21 protein-coding genes are annotated in these 22,782 nt (G+C 69.0%); 7 read left to right on the top strand and 14 right to left on the bottom strand.

Going from position 1 to position 22,782, the window contains the following annotated elements; genetic code table 11:
* Nucleotides 1-1,064 precede the first annotated feature (1,064 nt).
* From ACFYXB_RS37115 to ACFYXB_RS37140, 6 genes are all read left to right on the top strand, one after another.
* The gene (locus ACFYXB_RS37115; RefSeq protein ID WP_389589423.1) at nt 1,065-1,490 is read left to right on the top strand and encodes a DUF6233 domain-containing protein; all 426 of its coding nucleotides are present in this window, start codon (nt 1,065-1,067) and stop codon (nt 1,488-1,490) included.
* 708 nt (nt 1,491-2,198) lie between these two features.
* On the top strand, nt 2,199-3,446 hold the full coding sequence (locus tag ACFYXB_RS37120) for a PP2C family protein-serine/threonine phosphatase (RefSeq protein ID WP_389589424.1): 1,248 nt from the start codon (nt 2,199-2,201) through the stop codon (nt 3,444-3,446).
* A gap of 687 nt (nt 3,447-4,133) precedes the next feature.
* Complete coding sequence (locus ACFYXB_RS37125) at nt 4,134-4,682, top strand: DUF4142 domain-containing protein (protein WP_388508059.1); 549 nt, start codon at nt 4,134-4,136, stop codon at nt 4,680-4,682.
* Between the two features lie 117 nt (nt 4,683-4,799).
* Nucleotides 4,800-5,132 (top strand): transposase, encoded by a 333-nt coding sequence (locus ACFYXB_RS37130; RefSeq protein WP_389589425.1) that lies wholly within the window; start codon nt 4,800-4,802, stop codon nt 5,130-5,132.
* Nucleotides 5,120-6,040: an IS3 family transposase gene (locus ACFYXB_RS37135; RefSeq protein WP_389589426.1), complete on the top strand. Its 921-nt coding sequence runs from the start codon at nt 5,120-5,122 to the stop codon at nt 6,038-6,040. The genes ACFYXB_RS37130 and ACFYXB_RS37135 overlap by 13 nt, the downstream gene beginning before the upstream one ends.
* 1,006 nt (nt 6,041-7,046) lie before the next feature.
* Nucleotides 7,047-8,843 carry an ABC transporter ATP-binding protein gene (locus tag ACFYXB_RS37140; protein WP_389589427.1) on the top strand — a complete coding sequence of 599 codons (1,797 nt, stop codon included), beginning with the start codon at nt 7,047-7,049 and terminating at the stop codon, nt 8,841-8,843.
* A gap of 794 nt (nt 8,844-9,637) precedes the next feature.
* On the opposite strand, the gene ACFYXB_RS37145 is transcribed toward ACFYXB_RS37140, so the two are convergent.
* From ACFYXB_RS37145 to rpsB, 6 genes are all read right to left on the bottom strand, one after another.
* The gene (locus ACFYXB_RS37145) at nt 9,638-9,865 is read right to left on the bottom strand and encodes a hypothetical protein (protein WP_389589428.1); all 228 of its coding nucleotides are present in this window, start codon (nt 9,863-9,865) and stop codon (nt 9,638-9,640) included.
* Between the two features lie 229 nt (nt 9,866-10,094).
* Nucleotides 10,095-11,258 (bottom strand): phosphatidate cytidylyltransferase, encoded by a 1,164-nt coding sequence (locus ACFYXB_RS37150; RefSeq protein WP_389589429.1) that lies wholly within the window; start codon nt 11,256-11,258, stop codon nt 10,095-10,097.
* Nucleotides 11,258-11,815: a ribosome recycling factor gene (gene frr, locus ACFYXB_RS37155; RefSeq protein WP_389589430.1), complete on the bottom strand. Its 558-nt coding sequence runs from the start codon at nt 11,813-11,815 to the stop codon at nt 11,258-11,260. Before frr ends, ACFYXB_RS37150 begins: the two co-directional genes overlap by 1 nt.
* 184 nt (nt 11,816-11,999) lie before the next feature.
* Nucleotides 12,000-12,758, bottom strand: coding sequence for a UMP kinase (pyrH, locus tag ACFYXB_RS37160; protein ID WP_351361591.1), 759 nt, complete (start codon nt 12,756-12,758; stop codon nt 12,000-12,002).
* A 200-nt stretch (nt 12,759-12,958) separates the two neighbouring features.
* The gene (gene tsf / locus ACFYXB_RS37165; protein WP_351361588.1) at nt 12,959-13,795 is read right to left on the bottom strand and encodes a translation elongation factor Ts; all 837 of its coding nucleotides are present in this window, start codon (nt 13,793-13,795) and stop codon (nt 12,959-12,961) included.
* A 158-nt stretch (nt 13,796-13,953) separates the two neighbouring features.
* Complete coding sequence (gene rpsB / locus ACFYXB_RS37170; protein WP_389589431.1) at nt 13,954-14,943, bottom strand: 30S ribosomal protein S2; 990 nt, start codon at nt 14,941-14,943, stop codon at nt 13,954-13,956.
* Between the two features lie 272 nt (nt 14,944-15,215).
* On the opposite strand from rpsB, the gene ACFYXB_RS37175 reads away from it, so the two are divergent.
* Nucleotides 15,216-15,788, top strand: coding sequence for a murein hydrolase activator EnvC family protein (locus ACFYXB_RS37175; protein ID WP_389589432.1), 573 nt, complete (start codon nt 15,216-15,218; stop codon nt 15,786-15,788).
* A gap of 112 nt (nt 15,789-15,900) precedes the next feature.
* On the opposite strand, the gene ACFYXB_RS37180 is transcribed toward ACFYXB_RS37175, so the two are convergent.
* The 8 genes from ACFYXB_RS37180 to lepB all read right to left on the bottom strand — a co-directional run bounded on the left by ACFYXB_RS37180 (nt 15,901) and on the right by lepB (nt 22,629).
* Nucleotides 15,901-16,458, bottom strand: a complete 558-nt coding sequence (locus ACFYXB_RS37180; protein WP_389589453.1) for a TetR/AcrR family transcriptional regulator — start codon at nt 16,456-16,458, stop codon at nt 15,901-15,903.
* A 93-nt stretch (nt 16,459-16,551) separates the two neighbouring features.
* Nucleotides 16,552-17,394: an RNA polymerase sigma factor WhiG gene (whiG, locus tag ACFYXB_RS37185; RefSeq protein WP_389589433.1), complete on the bottom strand. Its 843-nt coding sequence runs from the start codon at nt 17,392-17,394 to the stop codon at nt 16,552-16,554.
* Between the two features lie 301 nt (nt 17,395-17,695).
* On the bottom strand, nt 17,696-18,856 hold the full coding sequence (gene dprA / locus ACFYXB_RS37190; protein ID WP_389589434.1) for a DNA-processing protein DprA: 1,161 nt from the start codon (nt 18,854-18,856) through the stop codon (nt 17,696-17,698).
* A complete protein-coding gene (locus ACFYXB_RS37195) occupies nt 18,853-20,478 on the bottom strand; it encodes a YifB family Mg chelatase-like AAA ATPase (protein ID WP_389589435.1) in 1,626 nt (541 codons plus the stop codon). Before ACFYXB_RS37195 ends, dprA begins: the two co-directional genes overlap by 4 nt.
* Nucleotides 20,478-20,879 carry a YraN family protein gene (locus tag ACFYXB_RS37200; RefSeq protein WP_351346596.1) on the bottom strand — a complete coding sequence of 134 codons (402 nt, stop codon included), beginning with the start codon at nt 20,877-20,879 and terminating at the stop codon, nt 20,478-20,480. The genes ACFYXB_RS37195 and ACFYXB_RS37200 overlap by 1 nt, the downstream gene beginning before the upstream one ends.
* 97 nt (nt 20,880-20,976) lie before the next feature.
* Entirely contained in the window at nt 20,977-21,285 is a 309-nt protein-coding gene (locus tag ACFYXB_RS37205) for a DUF2469 domain-containing protein (RefSeq protein WP_004924843.1), read from the bottom strand.
* Nucleotides 21,286-21,341: 56 nt separating this feature from the next.
* The gene (locus ACFYXB_RS37210) at nt 21,342-21,866 is read right to left on the bottom strand and encodes an NUDIX hydrolase (protein WP_389589436.1); all 525 of its coding nucleotides are present in this window, start codon (nt 21,864-21,866) and stop codon (nt 21,342-21,344) included.
* On the bottom strand, nt 21,856-22,629 hold the full coding sequence (gene lepB, locus ACFYXB_RS37215) for a signal peptidase I (protein ID WP_389589437.1): 774 nt from the start codon (nt 22,627-22,629) through the stop codon (nt 21,856-21,858). Before lepB ends, ACFYXB_RS37210 begins: the two co-directional genes overlap by 11 nt.
* Nucleotides 22,630-22,782 lie beyond the last annotated feature (153 nt).

Below are 22,782 nucleotides of genomic sequence, written 5' to 3' on the forward strand. Positions count from 1 at the left end.
CAAGCACCGAGCCAAGCGCCACGACGTCGGCAAGACGGTCAAACGCGCCGAGTCGATCAAGGAACACCAAACCCGCCGAGGATAAACGCCAAGCTCAGCGGCTGGCGAGCACATCTGCGCAGGTCGGCGCCCGCTCACCCACGACCAGGACGTGAGGGCCCAGGGCTCTCTGTCCTGTGACAGCGCACCTTGAGCGCGTGCCAACGAAGTCTGAGCGGCTTGTCGGCACGGCTCTGGTCGAGCGCCTGCGCGCTGGCTCTCTCCAGTTGCCGTTGGGGTGTGCTCAGCGCTTTCTGGAAGAGCGGGTGGAACCGCCCCGTCTCCCAGGAGGAGCGCACCATGGCGCAACCGATAAGTCGGCCAACGATCAGCGCTGAACAATTCAGCCGCGTGTGTGAGGAGATTAGGAGCACGGCGGCGCCAGAGAAGGACGCTCAGTCCATCCGGGACTGTGCTCTGCGCATCGTGCAGACCATGGGTCTGGCGCTATCCACGGATGACCTGAGCAGGCTCCTCACCGAACTCATGGCCCCTATGGTGCCCCCACCCCCAGGGGGCCCTCGGTATACCCGAGAGGCCATCCTGGACATGCCTGACGCACAGCCAGGAGAAGATGAAGGCCCGGTCAGGTAGACCGGGCCTTCACGCCCGATTACATCCGCGGCTCGCCGGAGGGTGCCTGGTCCCCACCGCTCAATCTTCGATGGCAAGCGGTCAAGGTTCGCTGGCACAGGACACGCTCCGCCCCTAGCACGGCCGGTTTACCGGTTCGCCGGTCGCCAAGAAAATCGAACACATGCTTGAATCTGGTCATGCGACCGTTTCCCGACGACCTGGTCCAGGTTCAGCAGGAGTGGACCGCCGTCTGCCGTCAGCTCGCCGACAGGCCCGGTCACACCGGGCTCCGGCGTCGCCTGTACCAACTGTCGACCGCGGTGCTGTTCCACGCGCACTGGCAGGAGCGCGGCGGACGGACACCGGGAGCCGTGTGGGAACTGCGGAGTCTCGGGCGAGGAGAAAGGGGCTGGAGGTGACAGGCCCCAACGTGATCGGCGGTGCGGGCCATGTCCGCCCTACCGCCTGATGCCCAGCGGCTCCGAGCGATCCTGCGGCACCTGGACCTGCAGATCGCCGAGAACGAGACTGTGGGCCTCTACCTGCGCCTTCAGCGCGATGCCGTCTCCGAGGCACTGGCGCAGGTGGAAGGCCATTCAGCACAGCAGCCGTCCCCGCAGCCCAAGCAGCGCCCGGCTGCCATACCCAGCTTCACAACGAGCGCGCGCGGGCTAAGGGGGACCGGCTTCGCCGTGGAGCGGCAACCTAGGGCGATCGGGCCCGAGCCTGTCCGTATCCACACCGACGACTGCCTGAACGCTGGCTCCACGCACCCGATCACCGCGCAGGACGCCCGCGCGGGACTGCTCGACCCCATGGTGCAGGCTTGCGGGTTCTGCCGCCCGGACACCGAGCTGGGGATGGATGTGGACTGAGCCACGCGGGATGTCGGCTCATTCAAGCGCTGCGAGGGCAGCACAGCGTTCCTGGCAGATCTTGAGTACGGCCGACCGCCCTGGAGCGGGCGGGGATTGCTGCCCCGGAAGTGATGCGCCCCCGAAGCGACGTCGCGCGATCGACATCCGTGCAGCACTGGCAGACGCCAGTGCGGTCGTCATTGGTAGTCGTTGACCACTCCTGGCCGTCCTTCGACGGCCCACACAGCCCCGCTCTGGAGCACGGCAGATTTACAGGCCGCGCGGCCGAGCAGCCCTGAACAGCGGAAACACCCCGTGTCGACCTACCTGCCCCACGCGGGTCCCACGGACCCGGCGGGCGGTCAAGGGTGTGGGAGATCGGTGAGAGTGGGGCGCGGTGGGCACGCGTGGTGATCACCGCGGCCTTCGGGACGGTGGCCCCCCTGTGTCTGTCGGTACAAGTAGTGCATCGCCGGGCCATCCCGATGATCCCGAATGGGAAGTCGAGCACGCCGGAAGCTAGGTCTATGCCCTGGTTGCCGGCGTCACGCACCAACCATTCCGGAAGGTTGTTGACGGCCACACCGGCATCCCGTCGGCAGGGAGCGACGCTGCATGGGGCGTACGATTTAGTACGCATTGCACTTAGTAGGATATTAAATATATTTCAGGTAGTTCTGTTCATAAATGGGCTATTATGCACCATCTCCGCCTAAGGACAAAAACATGGGTGTGCAGGTCAGGGGGATCATCGCAGCCCGCGGCACCGCCGTTCGGTCGCTCAGGCAGGTGATCGCCCCGAAGCGGCTCTCCCGACGGATGCGGGAAGAGGGCCGGCCGTTTGAGCCGGCGCTCCTGATTCCGCTGCTGGTGATCGTGCTGGCCTCGGTGGCGGCCTTCTTCACGCCCCACCTGCAGTTCTACCGGTTGCTCGGGGCGACGCCGGCGCTGGCCGCGGCGATGTTCTCCGTGTCCGGCACGCTGGGCATCGGGCTGCTCGCCCTGATAGCCGGGTTCGCCATCACCGCCGCGGACCACAATCTGGGCCAGACACCGGGCAATTTCACCCTGCTCGCGGTTGCGGCCAGCACTCTGACCGCCGCCTACGCCAGCCGGGTACGGCAGAACCGAGAACGCACCCTCGCCGAGGTCCGCTCCGTGGCGGAGACCGCGCAGCGGGTGCTGCTGCGCCCACTCCCGCAGCACCTCGAAGACATCGACGTCGAGGTGCTCTACCAGGCCGCCGCCGCGCAGGCCCGCATCGGCGGCGACTTCTACGAGGCGATGCAGACCCCGTACGGGGTGCGGCTGATCATCGGCGACGTCCGCGGCAAGGGACTTCCGGCCGTCGAGGTCGCCTCGGTCATCCTCAGCACGTTCCGGGTGCTGAGGATGAGCGCGCCCGACCTGCCGTCCCTGGCAGGACAGATGGAGACCCTCATGAGCCAATACTCCCGGGACGTCCCCGGCGATGCGCTGGAGCGCTTCGCCACCATCGTGCTCGTGGAGATCCCCGCCGGAGAACCCATCGCGCGCCTGGTCAACTGCGGCCACCCCCCGCCGCTGCTGTTGCACGGCGGCGAAGTGCGCGAGGTGGAACCCAGCGCGCCGTCACCACCCATCAACATGGCCGACCTCCTCGGCGACCACTACCAGGTCGACACCATCCCCTTCACCATCGGCGACCGCCTGCTGCTCTACACCGACGGCGTCAGCGAGACCCGCAACCGGACCGGGACCTTCTACCCCCTCGCCCAGCGCGTCCACCGATGGGCCCTCGACCCGCCCCGCCAACTCCTCGAACACCTCCACCAGGACCTGTGCGCCTACGTCCACGGCACCCGCGACGACGACCTCGCCGCCCTCGTCGCCCACCGCGTCACACCACCCGGCCGGGAGGCGACGGAACTCGACCGCGCTGTCCCCGTACAGCGCGGCCACACCCCTTCAGGGGCGACGGAGTCCGCTGACTGATCCACGGACTCCAACCGCGCGCCGACCGCGTCGCCCCCCCCTGCTCTACGTAGCAAGCACGCCGAGCCGGCCGCACACAAGCTGCGCAAGAGCCCCAACACCCGCTCGCGCTGTAGCCATCGGGAGAACGGCTTTACAGACCGCGCGCGTGACACATCCTGACCAGCGCGCACGCGCCGCTGCTGACGCCTTGCCCCACCCCTACCCCGCAAGAGGGGCCGACGAAATGCCGACGCGGCCCCGGCAGATTTACAGCTGGCCGCTCTCGTATCCGCTGAGCTGGACCTTTCCCCCGACTCCCCCCTTCCGGGGGACGTATGGGGGAATCGATCCTTCCCAGCGGCCCACCTCCCCCGGCGGCCGCAGACGTCGTCGGCCGTCCCCCGGCTGCTTAGTAAGGTGCCGCTGGCTGTACTTCCGAGGCACCAATCAAGTCGCTCGCCGGGGCGCCTCAGGCGCGGACACCCCTGCGTTCAACCATGTGGTGATGCAGGTGTGCCGAAGGTCGTACGGTCGGCCGCCGAGGATCGACGCCCGACCACCCACCGAAACTGATAGAGGCGCCCGGGTCCTCGGTTGCCGAGGAACTCAACCGGGTGAACCATGACATAGGTACGGTTTCTCATGCTTCGAGCAATGAGGATGGGGTTTTCGTCGAGGCTTGCACGTGCGACCTGTGGAGGACTCATGTACACGACTCGATCCCGTGCCCGTTTCGCCGCCGTCTGCGCCACCACCCTGTGCGTCATGGGTGCCACGTCGCTCCCGGCCCTCGCTTCGTCGTCGTTCTCGCCGTCGGCGGTCTCCACCCTGGACAGGCAGCTCCTGACCGCGGCCCACCAGGGAAACCTGTGGGAGATCACTACCAGTCAGCAAGCTCAGAGCGCCGCGACCACCGCCTGCGTCAAGCGGGCCGGCGCCGACTTCATCCGCGACCACAGCGCCCTTGATGCCGGTGTCGTCAAGACCGCGGCAGAACTCGGCGTGGCACTGCCGTCCGGGCAAACGGGCGCGCAGCTGACGCAAACCGCCGCCCTCAAGTCCCTCGCCGGGACGCCCGCGTACGATGCCGCGTGGCTCAAGGCCCAGTACCCCGCCCACGTGCAGACCCTCGCGCTCATCGACAAGGAGATCGCCTCGGGCACCAACCCGCTGGTGAAGTCCCTGGCCAAGAGCGCGCGCCCGGTGGTCGCACGCCACACCCAGATGGTCAACCACGGCGTGTGCCACGCGTAGGCACCCGCCGGCTCACGGACGTGATCTCGGCCCACTGATGTGCGCCTTCGGGGGGATCACGATGCTGAGGTTCCCCTCCTACTGTGAAGACCGTGACCGGAGGGATAGTTGGGGGTCATGGCATCCAGGAAGCGCATCTACGACGCTGAGTTCCGCGAGGGGGCGGTACGGATCGTGACGGAGACCGGGAAGCCGATTCCGGAAGTGGCTGAGGATCTGGGTATCCACCCGGGAACCCTGCACAGCTGGGTGTCGCGAGCGCGGCGCAACGGGTCGCCGTCGTCGGACCGGCCGGTGGCCGAGCCATCGCCCGGCGGTCGGCTGCGGGAGAGTGAGCGCGCTGAGCTGGAGCGGCTGCGGGCCGAGGCCAGGGAGAAGGACAAGCGCATCCGCGAGCTGAAGATGGAGCGTGATGTGTGCAAGCGATTCGTGGCCTTGTGGGTGAAGTAGCTGAGGCGGACCCGGCCGTCGCGGTCGGGGTGATCATCAACTGCAAGGCCGAGCAGAAGATTCCGTACCGCACCGCCTGCCGGGCGCTGGGGGTTTCGGAGTCGTGGTTTTACAGGTGGCGCGACCGCGCGCCGACCGCGCGTGAGGTGCGCCCGCAGCAACTGGCCGATGAGATCGAGGAGATCTTCCACGGCTCGGGCGGCACCTACGGCTCGCCGAAGGTGTTCATCGAGCCGGTGCGCCGAGGCTGGCGGGTGTCGGTGAACACGGTCGCGAAGGTCATGGCCGAGCTCGGGCTCGCCGGACGGAAGATCCGCAGGCGCCGGTCGCTGACGAGGCCGGGCAAGCGGCTGGCCGCCCCGGACTTCGTGCGCCGGGACTTCACCGCCGAGGAACCCGATCTTGTCTGGGCGGGCGATCTCACCGAGATCGAAACGGGCGAGGGCAAGCTGTACTTGGCGACGGTCATCGACCTGTTCTCCCGCCGGCTGCTCGGCTATGCGATGGCCGCCCGTCATGACGCCGATCTGGTCGTCGCGTCCCTGCACATGGCCGCGGCCACCCGCGGCGGCGACGTGCGCGGCGTGATCATGCACACGGACAGGGGCAGCGAGTACTGCTCGCGTCGGTTCAAGCGGGCCTGTCGAAAGCTCGGCGTTGTCCAGTCCATGGGCAGAGTTGGATCTTGCTTCGACAACGCCGTGAGCGAGGCGTTCAACAGCGTCCTCAAAGTGGAGTACGTGCACCGGCACACCTTCCGCACCCGCACCGAGGCCCACATCAAGATCGCCACCTGGATCACCGACTTCTACAACACCAGGCGCCTACACAGCGTATGTGGGTTCAAGAGCCCGATCGACTACGAACGTGACTACAGGGCCACCCTCGCCGAGGGACTGGCCGCATAGATCGTCTCCACGCTGCGCGGGGATTGACACTTTAGGAGTTCCTTCCGGCGGCCCAAGGGCCGGGTATGCGGCTCGCTAGCGTCCTGCGCAGCGTCCGGCATCGACTTTCCTGGTACGGCAGGGTGCACCGGTGTTGCCGTCAAAGACTGCAGTCAGACCAGCGGTCTCGATGTCCTCCGGCGACAGAGTTCTTCAGGTGGTCACGTCACCTGAATGGCTGCCGCGATTCCCGACCATTCCGATCACGTGCCCGAGGGTCGTGGCACCCCGCTCCAATGCTGCCCGAGCGCGGTCCCATAGCGGGCGGCGGTCAACGGCGCATCCCGTCCGACGACACATGATGTGGCGTCAGTCTGTATTTGGCGAAGGGCTACTGAGTTCACGTCAGGCATTGATCTCACAGCCTCAAAGGCAGGTTCGGCAGCCGTGTGGCGGCGCCGCGAACTGGGTCGCTTCTCTACCGCCCTCGGGAGACATCCGCCGAGGTGTCACACACCCACACGAGGGCTGTCCTGTTTGTGCATGAACGCGCACTTTTAGGCTGATCTAGGTACGTTCTTAGAGGGTTCTGATCGATCACCCCAGTCCACGCCGGATTGCCCAAGGGGTCCCACCCCAGCTGCATGAATGTCTTCGGTGCCGTTGGGGCCGATCTCAGGCAACCGATGGGCTGCGAAGTCCTTCCGGCACATCCAGTCGCACAGGAGGTACGTCATGAGCGTTTTCTCGATCTTCAACGGCCGCGGTGGCCGAGGTGGTGGCCGCGGTGGCCGAGGTGGTGGCCGTGGCGGACGTGGCGGACGTGGCGGCTACGGCGGCCGTGGCGGACGTGGCGGCTACGGCGGCCGTGGCGGACGTGGCGGCCGTGGCGGCCGTGGCGGCCGCTACTAAGCATCGCCGCCTCACCCGAGGATCGTCATCGGGGGGCGACGGCGCGTCCCGTCCGTCGCCCCCCCCTTCCGCAGCATGCCCCCACCCGGCTCCCTCCCCGAGAAGGTGACCCCGCTTGGCGGACGCGACACACGCCGACTCGGCTCACATCAAGCCCGTGGCCCCGGCAGCCGAGGACAGTCCAGTGCCCCTTGCGGCGGCCGTGTCTTCGGCCGACGCGTTCCGCCGCTTCTGGCCGTGGGCACGCCCCGACCGGTACCGGCTCGCCGCGAGTGTCGTCCTCCTCATCGCGGGGTCCGCGGGTGAAGTCGCTTCGGTGTGGCTCTTCAAGAACCTGGTCGACCAAGTCCTGATCCCCCACCGGTTCACAGCGTTCCTGCCGCTGGCCGGACTCATGGCCGCCGTGGCTGTGGTCGCGGCGCTGCTGACCTTTGCGGGCGAGTACCTGGCCACCTGGGTCGCCGAGCGCTTCCTCCTGCGTCTGCGCACCTCGGTCGTGGAACATCTGCACAGCCTGCCCCCCGACATCCTCCGAACCCGCAGGCACGGCGACGTGGTGGCACGGCTGACCTCGAATATCTCCCAGATCGAGGAGTTGGTGGCGTCCGGTCTAATAGCATCGGGCTCGGCAGTGATCAGCCTGCTGTTCTTCGTGGCGGCTGCCTTCTATCTGAGCTGGCCGCTCGCCCTGGCGGCTCTCGCCGCGGCGCCGTTCTTCTGGCTCGCGGCCCGGCTGTTCAGCGCCCGCATCCATACCCTGTCACGCGAGGCCCAGCGGTGTGAGGGCAGCCTCACTGCCGTGGTCGAGGAGAGCCTCACCTGCTCCGCCCTGGCCCAGGCCTACAACCGACAGGCCCACGAGGTCGAACGGGTCCGCCGGGAGGGGGAGGCCCTGCTGCGCGCGGAGCTCTCCACGGCACGAGTCGCACATTTGTACCCGTCGCTGCTGAACGTGTTCGAAGTGGTGGGCGCCCTTGCCGTGGTGGGCCTCGGCGCCTTCGAACTGACCCGGAACGCGCTGACCTTGGGCGGACTGCTCGCCTTCGCCGCTTTCCTGGCCCAGCTTTTCGGGCCCGTGCAGGAACTCTCCGGCCTGGCCTCGGTGTTCGGCTCCGCCAGCGCGGGCGCCGAACGTGTCATCGAACTGCTCGACATGCGCTCCCCGGTCCGCGAGCGCCCCGACGCCCCTGCACTCGCCCATGTGCAGGGACGTGTTGAGTGCCTGAGCGTTGCGGCGGTCTACCCGTCAAACCGGCGCGGACCGGTGCTGCGCGACGTCAGTTTCAGTGTCGCGCCTGGCGAGGTGCTCGCGATTATGGGCCCGAGCGGCGCGGGCAAGTCCACCCTCGCCAAGTTGCTGGTGCGTTTCATGGACCCGGATTCCGGATCGGTGCGCTTGGACGGGGTCGATCTCCGGGACGTGACGACGGCCTCGGTTCGCGCGGCGGTCACCCTGCTCCCCCAACACGCCCAGCTCTTCCATACGACCATCCGCGACAACATCGCCTACGGCTGGCCTCGAGCCACGATGGCGGAGATCATCCAAGCGGCCAAGGACGCCGACGCCCATGAGTTCATCACCGCCCTTCCCGACGGCTACCTGACCACCATTGGGGAAAACGGATTCCAGCTGTCCGGAGGCCAGAGCCGGCGCATCGCCATCGCCCGGGCCTTCCTCCGAGCGACCCCGGTCCTCATCCTCGACGAGCCAACCGCCGGACTCGACCACCAGGCGGCCGCGCATGTCCTGGCCCCGCTACGGCGGCTGATGGCCGGTCGCACCACGATCCTGATCACCCACGACCAGGCCCTGGCTCAGCACGCGGACGCCATCCACACCCTGCACGGGCCAGGAGCGGAGGTCATTCCACAATCAGAGGGATACTCTGCTACGAAATGGCCAGCCCTATAACAAGGGTTGCTGACCCGCATAATGGGGCCGACTTCCAGCGGGCTCCGCTCACCCCCTGTGGTCAGCGGGTTTCCTTGATTCTGGCGCTGTCGGGGGACACCTGGGGGATTTACAGTCCCCCCAATGACGACTTGTTGCTGACGCCTTGACCTGCATGAACACCAGCACAGCGCGACTCTGGCCTGGTTGCCAGTGACGTGAGGCCGTTCGCTTGGGTGCCGGCCGATTTGAGTCACGGCGACCGTCAAGCGTCCGTTTGGCGAGCTTGGCCCAGCACTCGCGTGGCGCGACGACCTCCGGGAGATGGCGGCGCGCTCGACGTTCGGGCCTTGCCGACAAGGGATAGAACTTCTGGTTCCGCGGCTGCATCCGTAGGCCGATGGGACATCCGCCTGGGCCAACGACGCGTACCCGTACGCGGCGCGCCACCGCTTCGCGAGAAGCTTGTCAGTTCCATTGGACGGCAAAAGGCAAAGGCAAGGAGAGCTCTCTCCTTGCCACTCTCAACGTATAGCGCGCTGGGGGGCTTGCCGCAAGACCCGGGTCACGGCGCAGAATCGTCGGCCGATGCCACAACCTGCGGAAATGGGGGCACGACGTGCGCGTGCTGTTGTCGACGTATGGGGGACGCGGTGACGTCGAACCAGTGGTGGGACCGGCAGTGCAGTTGCGGGTGCTCGGCGCGGAGGTGCGGGGGTGCGCGCGCCGGTTGTGCCGTGGCGGGTCGATGTACTGCAGTCCGGCCGTCTGGGAGGCCACCGGTTCCGGCCGCATGCTGGTGACCGAGCGGCCGATCAGCTGCTCGCGGGAGAGCGCGGGTCGGAGGTGACGAAGCGGACGTCGTCGTAGCGGGTGACGAGCCAGGCATGCCCCTCGCCGTACGGCAGCTTGATCCGCCTGACCGGCTCCTCGAGCATCACCTCGTCCAGGAACGGATCGGGGTCGAGGGCGGGCAGGTCATCGACGGCCCAGACGCGCACCGGCGGCGGAGGTGTGTCCGAGGAGGCGGAGTCGAGGGTCATGACGCACCACCACTTCCGGGGAGAGGGCCGTCCACTGTGGGAGTCTTCCTCCGCGTCCCGCCACCGGCCAATTCTGCTGCGGCATCCGGGTTCCGGGATTCCCGTCGTACAACGGTCCGTCATACGACGGTCCGCCGTATGACGGACCGTTGTACGACGGTCCGCTGTACGACGACGAGCCCCCGTCCTCATGTGAGGGCGGGGGCTCGTCGAAGCTCGGGTGCAGTGGCTACGCGGACCCGACGAAGATCACCAACAGCAGCCACACCACGGGAGCCGTGGGCAGCAGGGAGTCCAGCCGGTCCATGATGCCGCCGTGCCCCGGGAGCAGCGTGCCCATGTCCTTGATGCCGAGGTCCCGCTTGATCATGGACTCGCCGAGGTCGCCGAGCGTGGCGCTGGCCGCGACGGCGAGACCCAGCAGGAGGCCCTGCCACCAGGTGCCGTTGTCGATCAGAAACTGCATGCACAGCGCGCCCCCGACCATGGCGAAGGTGACCGCGCCGACGAGGCCCTCGCGGGTCTTGCCGGGGCTGATGCGTGGGGCGAGCTTGCGCCGGCCGAAGCGCCAGCCGACGGCGTAGGCACCGGTGTCGCTGACGACGGTCAGGAGCAGGAAGGTCAGCACGCGGCGGGGGCCGTCGTCGGCGGTGAGCATCATCGAGACGAACGTGGCCAGGAACGGTACGTAGAACGCCGCGAAGACACCGGCCGTGACGTCCTTGAGGTAGCCCTCCGGCGGTTCTGTCATCCGCCAGACCAGCACCGCCAGCGCGGTGAGCGCCATGGCCACCCAGGCGCCCTCGGCTCCCCGGACGTATCCGGCGACGATCATGGAGGCGCCGCCGACCGCGAGCGGAACGAGGGGCGCCTTGATGCCCTTGCGCTCCTGGAGCCGACTGGTCAGCTCCCACAGGCCGACGACGGCGGCGACCGCCACCACGCCGACGAAGACGGCTTTCACGATGAACAGGGACGCGACGATCACCACGCCGAGCCCGACGCCGACGCCTATCGCCGCACCCAGGTCCCGGCCCGCACTCTTCTTCTGCGGTGCGGGCGCCGGCTGTGGGACGTCGGGCATGGGCTCCGGATTCTGCGGCCCGGCCCGGTGGGGACGCGCCGTCGGGGTCTCGTCTCGGAACAAGGGGCCGCTCAGCCGAGCGGCCCCCCGGCCGTCATCCTGGTCTCCGCCGTGCGCGGGTGGGTCGTCGGGCACGATGGGCATGGGGCGAGTCTGCTGCGCGTCATGCGCATCGTACGCGGGACCCGCCGGTCCGGCTCCCCGGCCATGCCCCGGGAGTTGGCCGGGAAAATGGCCCTGGCCAGGCCCTTGGTCGGTAGGCCCCCAGTACCCGGTCTGCGGCGGCGCCCCCCAGGAAGAGTCGTTCATCAGACCTCGAGCAGCTCCGCTTCCTTGTGCTTGAGGAGCTCGTCCACCTGGGCGACGTACTTCGCCGTGGTGTCGTCGAGTTCCTTCTCCGCACGGCGGCCCTCGTCCTCGCCGATCTCTCCGTCCTTGATCAGCTTGTCGATGGCGTCCTTCGCCTTGCGGCGCACGGAGCGGATGGACACCTTGGCGTCCTCGCCCTTGCCCTTGGCGACCTTGATGTAGTCGCGGCGTCGCTCCTCGGTGAGCTCCGGGAACACCACACGGATGATGTTGCCGTCGTTGCTCGGGTTGACGCCCAGGTCGGAGTCGCGGATCGCCTGCTCGATGTTGCGCAGGGCACTCTTGTCGAACGGGGTCACGACCGCCATGCGCGGCTCCGGCACGGAGAACGAAGCCAGCTGGTTGATCGGCGTCGGCGCACCGTAGTAGTCGGCGACGATCTTGTTGAACATCGCCGGGTGCGCACGGCCGGTACGGATCGCGGCGAAGTCCTCCTTGGCGACCACGACGGCCTTCTCCATCTTTTCCTCGGCCTCGAGGAGGGTCTCTTCGATCACCACTTGCTCCTGCGTGTCTTGAGTAGGCCCGGCTGCGTTTCCTTGGCGGTGGCGGCGGCCGGCTGCGTCGCGTCTTCTTCCTGCACGGTTCCCGACCGGTAGACCATTGTCCATCCCCCGGTCAGGGTCCGTCCCGCCGGTCCCCCGGACAGGTGGCGCCCGGTGGCCGAAGGAGGTGTATCGGTCAGTTCCGGCTGTCCTGATCCCCCACGAGCGTGCCGATCTTCTCACCCTTGACGGCCCGCGCGATATTGCCGGCCGCGAGGAGCTCGAAGACCAGGATCGGGAGCTTGTTGTCGCGGCACAGCGTGATCGCGGTGGCGTCGGCGACCTTGAGGTCGCGCGTGATGACCTCGCCGTAGCCGAGGGAGTCGAACTTGACGGCGTCCGGGTTGGTCTTCGGGTCGGAGTCGTACACCCCGTCCACACCGTTCTTGCCCATCAGCAGCGCCTCGGCATCGATCTCCAGGGCACGCTGGGCGGCGGTGGTGTCGGTGGAGAAGTACGGCATGCCCATACCGGCGCCGAAGATCACCACACGGCCCTTCTCCAGGTGACGCACGGCGCGCAGCGGGATGTACGGTTCGGCGACCTGCCCCATGGTGATGGCGGTCTGCACCCGGGACTGGATGCCCTCCTTCTCCAGGAAGTCCTGGAGGGCGAGGCAGTTCATCACGGTGCCGAGCATGCCCATGTAGTCCGAGCGGGCCCGGTCCATGCCGCGCTGCTGGAGTTCGGCGCCGCGGAAGAAGTTGCCGCCGCCGATGACGACCGCGATCTGCGCGCCGTCCCGGACGACGGCAGCGATCTCGCGGGCGATGGCGTGCACCACGTCGGGGTCGACGCCCAGGCCCCCGCCGCCGGCGAAGGCCTCTCCGGACAGCTTCAGCAGAAACCGGCCGCGTACTTTGCCGTCGTCGCTCTTCTGGGCCTTCGTGGTCATGGGGATCCCGCCTCTTTCACATGTTGCACATACGAAGAAGGCCATTGCCGGTGGGGTGGCTCCTGGCTCCCATGCGCGGCAATGGCCTCCTCGTCAGATCTGCTGTCGTCCGTCACGCGCGTGTGCGATGCCGCAAACGCGAACGGTACGGCCGACTGCTGTCGACCCTATCGGGGTCGCGCGTCGATCGCGGTACGGACTCAGATGCCGACCTTGATGCGCGCGAAGCGCTTCAGGGTGACACCGGCCTCGTCCAGGACCTTCTGGACGGACTTCTTGTTGTCCAGCGCGTACGGCTGGCCGAGCAGCGTGGCGTCCTTGAAGAAGCCGTTGAGGCGACCGTCGACGATCTTGGCGATCGCGGCCTCGGGCTTGCCCTCGGCGCGGGTGGTCTCCTCGGCGATACGGCGCTCGGACTCGACGACCTCGGCCGGGATGTCCTCCTTGGAGAGGTACTTCGGCGCGAAGGCGGCGATGTGCTGGGCGACGCCCTTGGCGACCTCGGCGTTCGGCTTGTCCAGCTCGACGAGGACACCGATCTGCGGGGGCAGGTCGGGCATCGTGCGGTGCATGTAGGCGGTGACGAAGCCGTCGGCGAACTGCGCGAAGCGGTCCAGGACGATCTTCTCGCCGAGGTTGGCGTTGGCCTCGTCGACGAACGCCTGGACGGTCTTGCCGGGCTCGATCTCGGAGGCGAGCAGGGCCTCGAGGTCGGCCGGGGAGGTCTTGGCGACGTGCTCGGCGATGGTGGTGGCCACGGCCTGGAACTTCTCGCCCTTGGCGACGAAGTCGGTCTCGCACTTCAGCTCGACCAGGACGCCGGAGGAGTTGTCGTCGGCGATGATCGAAACCACGGCGCCGTTCTCGGCGGAACGGCCCTCGCGCTTGGCGACGCCCTTCTGGCCCTTGATTCGGAGCGCCTCGACGGCCTTCTCGACGTTGCCCTCGGCCTCGTCCAGCGCCTTCTTGCAGTCCATCATGCCGGCGCCGGTGAGCTCACGAAGCTTCTTGACGTCGGCGGCGGTGTAGTTCGCCATGAGTCTGTGAATCTTTCTCGAAGTCTGGAAGATCGAAGATCTACGGGGTCTACGGCCCCCATGTAGTCGGGGGCCGCTGACACTCCGCCGACCTAAGGGTGAACGGCGGGAGCGGACTTGATGTCACCGCTCCCGCCGTCAACTCTGACGCTGACGGATCAGGCCTGCTCGGCGTCCGCGGCGGGGGTCTCGACAGCCGGAGCCTCGGCAGCCGGAGCCTCGGCAGCCGGAGCCTCGGCAGCCGGAGCCTCGGCAGCCGGAGCCTCGGCAGCCGGGGCCTCGGCCTGCTCGGCGGCGACGGGGGCTTCGGCCTGCTCGGCGTCGGCGACCTTCTCCGTCTCGGCCGAGGTCTGGACCTCGGGCTCGTCGGCCTTCTTCTCACCCTCGAGCAGGTCGCGCTCCCACTCGGCGAGCGGCTCGCCCGCGGCCTTCTCGCCCTTGTCACCGGTGGCGACGCGGGAGCGGGAGATGAGGCCCTCGGCGACGGCGTCGGCGATCACACGGGTGAGCAGGGTGACGGAGCGGATCGCGTCGTCGTTGCCCGGGATCTTGTAGTCGACCTCGTCGGGGTCGCAGTTGGTGTCGAGGATGGCGACGACCGGGATGTTGAGCTTCCGGGCCTCACCGACCGCGATGTGCTCCTTCTTGGTGTCCACGATCCAGACGGCGCTGGGCACCTTCTGCATCTCGCGGATACCACCGAGGGTCTTCTCCAGCTTGGCCTTCTCGCGCGAGAGCACGAGAAGCTCCTTCTTGGTCAGACCGGACGCGGCGACGTCGTCGAAGTCGATCTGCTCGAGCTCCTTGAGGCGCTGCAGACGCTTGTAGACGGTGGAGAAGTTGGTGAGCATGCCGCCCAGCCAGCGCTGGTTGACGTAGGGCATACCGACGCGGGTGGCCTGCTCGGAGATGGCCTCCTGCGCCTGCTTCTTCGTACCGACGAACATGACCGTGCCGCCGTGGGCGACGGTCTCCTTGACGAACTCGTAGGCGCGGTCGATGTACGACAGCGACTGGAGCAGGTCGATGATGTAGATGCCATTGCGCTCGGTGAAGATGAAGCGCTTCATCTTCGGGTTCCAGCGACGGGTCTGGTGACCGAAGTGGACGCCGCTCTCCAGCAGCTCCCGCATCGTGACGACGGCCATGGCCGTATCTCCTTGAATTTCTCGGTTGTGCCGCGGCTGCCGGACGGCTGCCACGCCTGACGCCCGCATGCGCCGTTGCCACGAAGGACCGAGAGGCGCTGACACCGGCCGGTGAGGGCCTGATGTCGGGGCGTGCGAAGTCGACCCGGTGACCCGGATCGCCACCAGAAGTGTACGGGACCGCCGAGGCACCGGGTGACGCCGCTGTCCACAACCGGTGAGTAGTCCACAGATCCCGGACATGATCGGCGGGAGTGCGGGACGGTTCTCGCATGCGAGCGAAACGATCTACGGCCGTGTGGTTGGGGCTCCTGCTGTCACTGACCGCGACGATCCTGACGCCTTTTGCCCGTGCGGACTCCCCGGCCCCACCACCTCCACGGACACCATCGACCCAGGCGATCGGCCGCAACTGGCCGGTGGGCAGCCACCCTGTGGTGGTACGCGGCTGGGATCCCCCGGCGACTCCGTACGGCCGCGGCCACCGAGGCGTGGACCTGGGCGCCCGGTCCGGAACACCAGTACGGGCGGTGGCCCCGGGCCGGGTGTCGTTCGCGGGCCGATTGGCGGGGAGGGGGGTGGTGTCGGTGGAGCTGACGGGCACGGATCTCCGCACGACCTACGAGCCAGTCACCGCCTCGGTGAAGAAGGGGGACGAGGTGGAGGCGGGGCAGGTGGTCGGGGTGGTGGAGGCCACGGGGGCGCACTGCGGGGGGATGTGCGTGCACTGGGGCCTACTGAGAGACGAGACGTACCTGGATCCACTGTCCTTGCTCCCACCGTGGCTGCTGCACAGCGGACCATCCAGACTGCTCCCGGTGCTGGGCGTCCCCGTACCGCCCTAGCTGCAGGCAGTCGTGCCTCCCCGCTCGAGCGAAGCCGAGAGTGGGCGAGGCACCCCGCAAGCGCGGGCAAGCGAAACCCACCCCCGCCCAGCCAAGCCCGGCCCGGCAGGGTTCAGCCCCGCACACCCCGCAGAGCCATCGCCACCGCCGTATCCGTAATCTCCGCAGGATCCTCCGCCGCCCCCAGCTCGATCCGCCGCACTGCCGCATCCACCACACCCTGCAACAACATCGCCGCCAGCCGAGGCTGCCGGTGCCCCAGATCCTCCAGCGCCTCGACGATCATCGCCACGAGCCCACCGTGCGCAGCCCGGATCTTCTCCCGCGCCCCGGCGTCCAGCTCACTCGCCGAGATCGCCACGACGGCCCGGTGCCGACGGTCCCCCACCAGCGCCAGCTGCCGCCGCACATACGCCTCGACCTTGCCCTCGGCCGACTCCGCCCGCTCCATCGCCGCCGAAACCTCCGCCGCCCACACCGGGAAGTCGACCTCGCACAGCTCCTCGACCACGGCGGCCCGCGACCGGAAGTACTCGTACACGGACGACCGCGCCAGCCCCGTCCGCTCGGCGAGGGCCGGGAAGGTCAGCGCTTCCGTACCGCCCTCGGAGAGCAGGGACCGCGCCGCGTCCAGCAGGGCGGCTCGCTGCATCGACCTGTGCTCGGCCACGGAGGCCGCTCGAATCCTTGGCACGTCAACCACTGTACGGATGCGCCACCCGCGACGGGAGACAGTCCGCGCCACTCGGGCGTTTCCGCCCGCTCAGCGCCCGAAGCTCGCCAGCTTCGCGCGCAGCTGGAGCACCGACTTGGTGTGGATCTGACTGACCCTGCTCTCGGTGACCCCGAGCACGTTGCCGATCTCGGCGAGGGTGAGGCCCTCGTAGTAGTACAGCGTGACGACGGTCTTCTCCCGCTCCGGCAGCGTGTTGATCGCCCGCGCCAGGAACCGCCGCAGCTCCCGGTCCTCGGCGACCTCCACGGGGTTGTCCGCGGCGGTGTCCTCCAGCGTGTCCATCAGGCTCAGCCGGTCGCCGCCCTCGCCCCCTACGTGCAGCAGCTCCTCCAGGGCCACCACGTTCGCCAGCGACAACTGGCTGAACACCGCGTGCAGTTCGTCCACCTCGATGCCCAGCTCGGCGGCCACCTCACCCTCGCTCGGCGTCCGCCGCAGCCGCGCCTCCAGCGTCGCGTACGCCCGCTCGACGTTCCGTGCCTTCTGCCGCACCGACCGGGGGATCCAGTCCAGCGCCCGCAGCTCGTCGATCATCGCGCCCCGGATCCGCGTGATCGCGTACGTCTCGAACTTGATCTCCCGCTCGATGTCGAACTTCTCGATCGCGTCGATCAGCCCGAACACTCCCGAGGACACGAAGTCGGCCTGCTCGACGTTCGGCGGCAGACCGACGCTCACCCGTCCCGCCACGTACTTCACGAGCGGCGAGTAGTGCAGGATCAGCTGCTCCCGCAGCCGCTCGTCCCCCGTCGCCTTGTACGACCGCCACAGCTCGTCGAGCGTCGAGGGAGCGGGCGGCCGCACGCTGCCACCGTCGCGGGCGGCTGGGGGGATCGCCGCCCGGTCGGACCCGGAGGTGTGCTGGGGCATTCGTCGCCTTGTGCCGTTCTGCCGTGAAGTACTGAGAAGTGCCAGGGAGTGCCGAGAAGCGAGTGCCTGGGTGAGCTGCCTGTCTGATGTCGGGTTGGCGCGGTCCGCGTCGGGGTCTTCGTGAGCGTAGCGTGACTGGAGAGTCGCGGTGTGCGAACGCATTGGCTCCACCCCTGCGCGGGGACCCTCCGCACAGCGCGCACCCCACTCCGCGCGTTGCTCAGCGTGACGGCCAGAAGGGGCCAACTCCGGGAATTCCCAAGGGTGTCGGCGATTCCCCCGGACGGCCGAACACGCTCGGTCAGCGCGGACCGGGACCGCCCCGGACCGAGATCATCGCCTGGCGTGTCAACTTCCAGCCATCGCCGTGTCGTTCGACGTATCCAAGTGCTCGTAGTTCGTACAGCCTCGCGATCACCTCGTCCTGTGTGGTCTGCGCGCCGCGCGCGATCTCGCGGGGTGCTGCCACCCGGTGTCCCGGCAGGGCGGCCAGGACCCGTCGGGCGGCGGGTTCCAGCAGGTCACGGGGGAGCACCGGGCCGCGTCTGGCCGGGGCCAGCTCTCCGATGTCGCCCACGAGTTCGACGACTTCCGCGGGATCGGTGACCAGTACGGCGTCGCCCCGCAGCAGTTCGTGCACACCCGCGGAGAGGGCGCTGGTGGCGGGACCCGGGACGCCCATGGTGAACCGCCCGAGGCGCTGCGCGGCCCGTGCCGTGACCAGCGATCCGCTGCGGTAGGCGGCCTCCACGACGACGGTGCCCCGGGTGAGTGCCGCGATCACCCGGTTCCGCAGGATGAACCTGCTCGGCGTCGGATGATCACCGGGCGGCAACTCCCCCACCACCAGGCCCTGTTCCGCGATCCTGGTGATCAACTCGGTGTGTCCGCGAGGGTAGGGCCGGTCGACGCCGCAGGCCAGCACGGCGACGGTGGCACCGCCGGCGCCGAGGGCGCCCCGGTGTGCGGCGCCGTCGACGCCGTAGGCACCGCCGGAGACGACGACCCAGCCGCGCTCGGCGAGTCCTGCGGCGAGGTCGGCCGCCATGTGGGCGCCGTACTCCGTGCAGGCCCGGGCGCCCACGACGGCGACGGACCGCAGCGCCCACATCCGCAGACTGGGCCGGCCCCGGACCCACAGCCCAATGGGCCGGGCATCCCCCAGGTCATCGAGCTGGGCCGGCCATTCACCGTCCCCCGGGCACACGAACCGCACACCGGCATGCCGGGCGACCTCCAGATCCCGCCCCGGCACGGCCCGCGCGGCCCGAGCCACCAGCCCAGCCCACCGAGCCGCACTCACCCCGGGCAACGCCTCCCCCCGCTCCCGCAACCGCAGCACCACCTCCCCCAGCCCGAACTCCCGCAACCACCGCCCACCGATCTCGTCCCCCGGTTCGATGACCCGGCTGAGGAAAACACGGGCGACGATGCAGGCGTCCGGGTCGTCGTCCCCGTTCATGTCAGTGCCCCGATGGCCATCGGGGCACCCCTCGGGACTCCTGTGCGCAGTTGCAGGGCGAGGGCGACGTCGGTGGCGTCGGGCCGGTCGTGGGCGACGAGATCCGCGACGGTCCAGGCGACCCGCAGGACCCGGTCGAGCCCACGCGCCGTGAGCACGCCCCGCTCGAGGTTCCGCTCGGCCTCGTCCATCGCGCCGGCCCTCGCGTGCCAGCGGCTGCGCAGTTCCCTCCCGGGCACCTCGCTGTTGGTCCGCCAGGGCGTTCCGGACAGCCGGGTGGCCGCACGTTCCCTGGCCGCCAGGACCCGGCCGGCGACCGTCGCGGTGGACTCGCCGCGGGCTCCCGGCTCGGTGAGCTGGGCCCGGGTGACGGGGTCGACCTCGATGCGAAGGTCGACCCGGTCCAGCAGGGGACCGGACAGCCGCGCCTGATAGCGGCGGATCGCCGAGGGCGCGCACTCGCACAGGGTGTCCCGCTGCGAGAAGCGACCGCATGGACACGGGTTCGCCGCCAGCACCATCAGGAACCTGGCCGGGAACCGCACCACCCCCGCGCTGCGCGCGATCACGACGTGGCCGGCTTCCAGGGGCTGCCGCAGGGCGTCGAGGGGCCGGCTGTGGAACTCCGGCGCCTCGTCGAGGAACAGCACACCCCGATGGGCCAGCGAGACGGCACCGGGCCGGGCGATGCCCGGGCCGCCGCCGACCAGTGACTGCATGGTGGCCGAGTGGTGCGGGGCGCAGTAGGGCGCGACGTCGATGAGGGGCTTGCCCGGCGGCAGCAGCCCGGCGACCGAGTGCACCGCCGTGACCTCCAGCGACTCCTCCCGGGTGAGCCGGGGCAGGACCGCGGGCAGCCGCTCCGCGAGCATCGTCTTGCCCGCCCCGGGCGGTCCCTCGAGGAACAGATGGTGTCCACCCGCGGCGGCCACCTCCACAGCCGTACGCGCCGAGGTCTGGCCCACGACGTCGGCGAGGTCGTGGTCATGGTCGTGATGTGCGGCGCCCAGGCTGTGCATGCCCGTGGCAGCGCCCGTGCCCGGTACGCGCAGTCCCGCCAGAAGCGGATCGGGACGTCCCAGCTCGTCCGGCTCCTCCTCGGGTACGGGCTCGTCCGTAAGGACGGCGACCAGCTGTCGGAGGCTGCGGACACCGAGCACCGACACACCGGGCACCAACGAGGCCTCGGCGGCGGCGCATTCGGGCACGACCACCTGCTCGTATCCGGCGTCGGCCGCGGCCAGTACCGCCGGCAGGATGCCCCGGACCGGGCGCACCCGGCCGTCCAGTCCGAGCTCGCCGATCATGACGATGTCGGCCAGGACCCGGGGATCGATCCGCTCGGCGGCGCCGAGCACCGCGCAGGCGACGGCGAGGTCGAAGCCACTGCCGGCCTTCGGCACCGAGGCGGGGCTGAGGCCCACCGTGAGTTTCTTCTGGGGCCAATCGCCACCCGAGTTCACGACGGCCGCCCGCACCCGGTCCCGGCTCTCCGTCAAACTCTTGTCCGGCAACCCCACCAACGTGAACGCCGCCACCCCCGGTTCCAGGTCGGCCTGGACCTCGACGACCACACCCTCGACGCCCACCAGCGCCACCGAGCACGTACGGGCGAATCCCATCAGGCCACCCCCCTCGCGTGCTCGACCACGGGGGCGCCACGGTCCGGGACGAGGACCCCGACCAGGTCGATGCGGACGCCGCCGGGCGGGGCGCCGCCGTGGGTCTGGATCCAGCGCTCGGCCAGGTCGCGCAGGCGGGACGCCTTGTCGGGGGTCACCGCGGCCATCGGGTGTTCGTACGCACCACCGCGGCGGGTCTTCACCTCGCAGACGACGAGGACGTCCCCGTCCCTCGCCACGATGTCGATCTCACCGGACCTGCCGCTGCGCCAGTTGCGCTCCAGGACCGTCATCCCGGCCTCGGACAGCCGCCGGGCGGCCAGATCCTCGCCGTACTTGCCGAGTGCGCTGCGTGCCTGCTGCGTGTTCATGTCGGCACCACCTCCGGTGCCAACCCTCACGCAGCCGCCGCAGCCGAGTAGATCTTGGTGGACTACTCGGCGGTTGTGGACAACTCCATCACCCGTTCGTGGGTCTTCAGCCGCCCGGCAACAGCCTTCAGCCGCCCGGCAGCTCGAGGTCGCTCTTGTTGAGCTCCTCGATGTTCACGTCCTTGAACGTCAATACGCGTACTTGCTTGACGAAGCGGGCCGGCCGATACATGTCCCAGACCCATGCGTCGGCCATCGTCACCTCGAAGAACACCTCGCCTTGGACCGAGTGCACCTGCATCTCGTAGTCGTTGGTGAGGTAGAAGCGGCGCTCGGTCTCGATCACGAATTTGAACAGACCGACGACATCGCGGTACTCCCGGTAGAGCTTCAGCTCCATCTCGGTCTCGTACTTCTCGAGGTCCTCGGCGCTCATGGCATGTTCCCCTTCAGCCGTGCGATCCCACCATTGTGCGCCAGTCCCGCGCGCCCCTAGACGATTTCCGTGTCAAGGGTTACAGGGCCGGCCGGGGGACCTTCGTCGAGCAGCCTGCGCAGCAGCTCGGCGAGTCTGGTCGGATACACCGTCTCATGCGCCCGGGTCAGTTCCTGACACGTCCACCACCGTGCTCCGGCGACACTGCGCCGTTCCAGTTCGGTCAGGGCCGTGGCCGCACTCGCCGTCTGCGCCGTACGGGCCAGGTAGTACCACTCGTCCTGGTCCCAGCGGCGGCCGGCGAAGGGGAAGGAGCACCGCCGCCGCCACAGCACCGGGCCGAGTTCGACCTGGGTGATTCCGGTCTCCTCGGCGAGTTCCCGCAGCGCGGCCTCCTCGCGCGTCTCGTCGCCCTCCAGGCCGCCGCCGGGCGTGAACCACCAGTCGTCGGCCGGGTCGTCCGGTTCGTGGCCGTGCAGCAGCAGGATGCGGTCGTCGGGGTCGAGCAGCACCACCCGGGCGACCTTGCGCAGTCCGCCTTCGTACGCGTCCTCGCCCGCGTCCGTGGGCTCAGCGGGCACCGACGGGCTCCGTGCGGGCACGGGAGCGGCCCAGCCGCTTGGCGATCGGGCCGTACGCGCCACCACCGAGGACGAGGACGGCGCCGGCGACGATCAGGGCGACGATGATGCGCAGCGGGCCCGGCTGGGACAGGGTGCCGAGGGACTCGAAGCCGGTGGGACGCTTGAGCATGCCCTTCATGGGCCAGGCGACGGCGTCGACGCGAGCGCTCACGGCGTCGCGGGAGACGGTGCCACTGGCCGCGTCGGTGAGGTGGGCCGTGGAGTCCAGGGAGCCCTGGCGTTCGTCGCCGAGCAGGAAGAGCCGGCCCTGGGGGACCTTGACGGTCGGGAAGTTCGTGATCTCGGCCAGGCTGCCCTTGGGCAGGTACGGCTCCTCGATCTGCTTGCCGTTGACGGTCAGCTTGCCGTTCGTGCAGCAGGCCACGGTGTCGCCGCCGACCGCGACGACGCGCTTGACGACGTCCGCGTTGGTGACCCAGCTCTTGTCCCGGAAGACGACGACGTCGCCCCGGCGTATCTCACCGCCGTCGACGCGCTGCGCCAGCACCCGGTCGCCGACGCCGATCGTCGGCGACATCGAACTGGTGGGCACGGTGTACGGCCGGTAGACCACCGCTCCCCATGCGAATCCACCGAGGAACAGCACCAGGCCCAGCGCCACGGCCACCCCCGACAGTCGCTGTCCGAGCCGGCTGCCGACCTGTGCCGTGCCTGTGCCGCCGCTGCGCGGGGCCGTACGTGTCGTGCTCTCGCCACCCATGGATCCGCACCCTACCCGGCGGTACCGAACCGGGGCAGCCCCTCTTCCGCGACCCAGGTCACAAGCTTCCCAAGGTCTTCACAGGGGCCACCCGCGGACACGGCGGACCCCCACCGTCCCGGTCGGGTCGGTGGGGGTCGGGGACTGCTCCGG

The sequence above is a fragment of the Streptomyces sp. NPDC002619 genome (assembly GCF_042889305.1).
In the GTDB taxonomy this organism is placed as follows: Bacteria; Actinomycetota; Actinomycetes; order Streptomycetales; family Streptomycetaceae; genus Streptomyces.

What these genes read in the sequence shown, in the direction of transcription:
- whiG (WP_389589433.1), bottom strand. Translation starts at nt 17,394, where the DNA reads ATGCCCCAGCACACCTCCGGGTCCGACCGGGCGGCGATCCCCCCAGCC.
- rpsB (WP_389589431.1), bottom strand. Translation starts at nt 14,943, where the DNA reads ATGGCCGTCGTCACGATGCGGGAGCTGCTGGAGAGCGGCGTCCACTTC.
- ACFYXB_RS37195 (WP_389589435.1), bottom strand. Translation starts at nt 20,478, where the DNA reads ATGGGATTCGCCCGTACGTGCTCGGTGGCGCTGGTGGGCGTCGAGGGT.
- ACFYXB_RS37115 (WP_389589423.1), top strand. Translation starts at nt 1,065, where the DNA reads ATGTCCGCCCTACCGCCTGATGCCCAGCGGCTCCGAGCGATCCTGCGG.
- ACFYXB_RS37125 (WP_388508059.1), top strand. Translation starts at nt 4,134, where the DNA reads ATGTACACGACTCGATCCCGTGCCCGTTTCGCCGCCGTCTGCGCCACC.
- ACFYXB_RS37175 (WP_389589432.1), top strand. Translation starts at nt 15,216, where the DNA reads ATGCGAGCGAAACGATCTACGGCCGTGTGGTTGGGGCTCCTGCTGTCA.
- ACFYXB_RS37120 (WP_389589424.1), top strand. Translation starts at nt 2,199, where the DNA reads ATGGGTGTGCAGGTCAGGGGGATCATCGCAGCCCGCGGCACCGCCGTT.
- ACFYXB_RS37150 (WP_389589429.1), bottom strand. Translation starts at nt 11,258, where the DNA reads ATGAACGACTCTTCCTGGGGGGCGCCGCCGCAGACCGGGTACTGGGGG.
- lepB (WP_389589437.1), bottom strand. Translation starts at nt 22,629, where the DNA reads ATGGGTGGCGAGAGCACGACACGTACGGCCCCGCGCAGCGGCGGCACA.
- pyrH (WP_351361591.1), bottom strand. Translation starts at nt 12,758, where the DNA reads ATGACCACGAAGGCCCAGAAGAGCGACGACGGCAAAGTACGCGGCCGG.
- dprA (WP_389589434.1), bottom strand. Translation starts at nt 18,856, where the DNA reads ATGAACGGGGACGACGACCCGGACGCCTGCATCGTCGCCCGTGTTTTC.
- ACFYXB_RS37145 (WP_389589428.1), bottom strand. Translation starts at nt 9,865, where the DNA reads ATGACCCTCGACTCCGCCTCCTCGGACACACCTCCGCCGCCGGTGCGC.
- ACFYXB_RS37205 (WP_004924843.1), bottom strand. Translation starts at nt 21,285, where the DNA reads ATGAGCGCCGAGGACCTCGAGAAGTACGAGACCGAGATGGAGCTGAAG.
- tsf (WP_351361588.1), bottom strand. Translation starts at nt 13,795, where the DNA reads ATGGCGAACTACACCGCCGCCGACGTCAAGAAGCTTCGTGAGCTCACC.
- ACFYXB_RS37130 (WP_389589425.1), top strand. Translation starts at nt 4,800, where the DNA reads ATGGCATCCAGGAAGCGCATCTACGACGCTGAGTTCCGCGAGGGGGCG.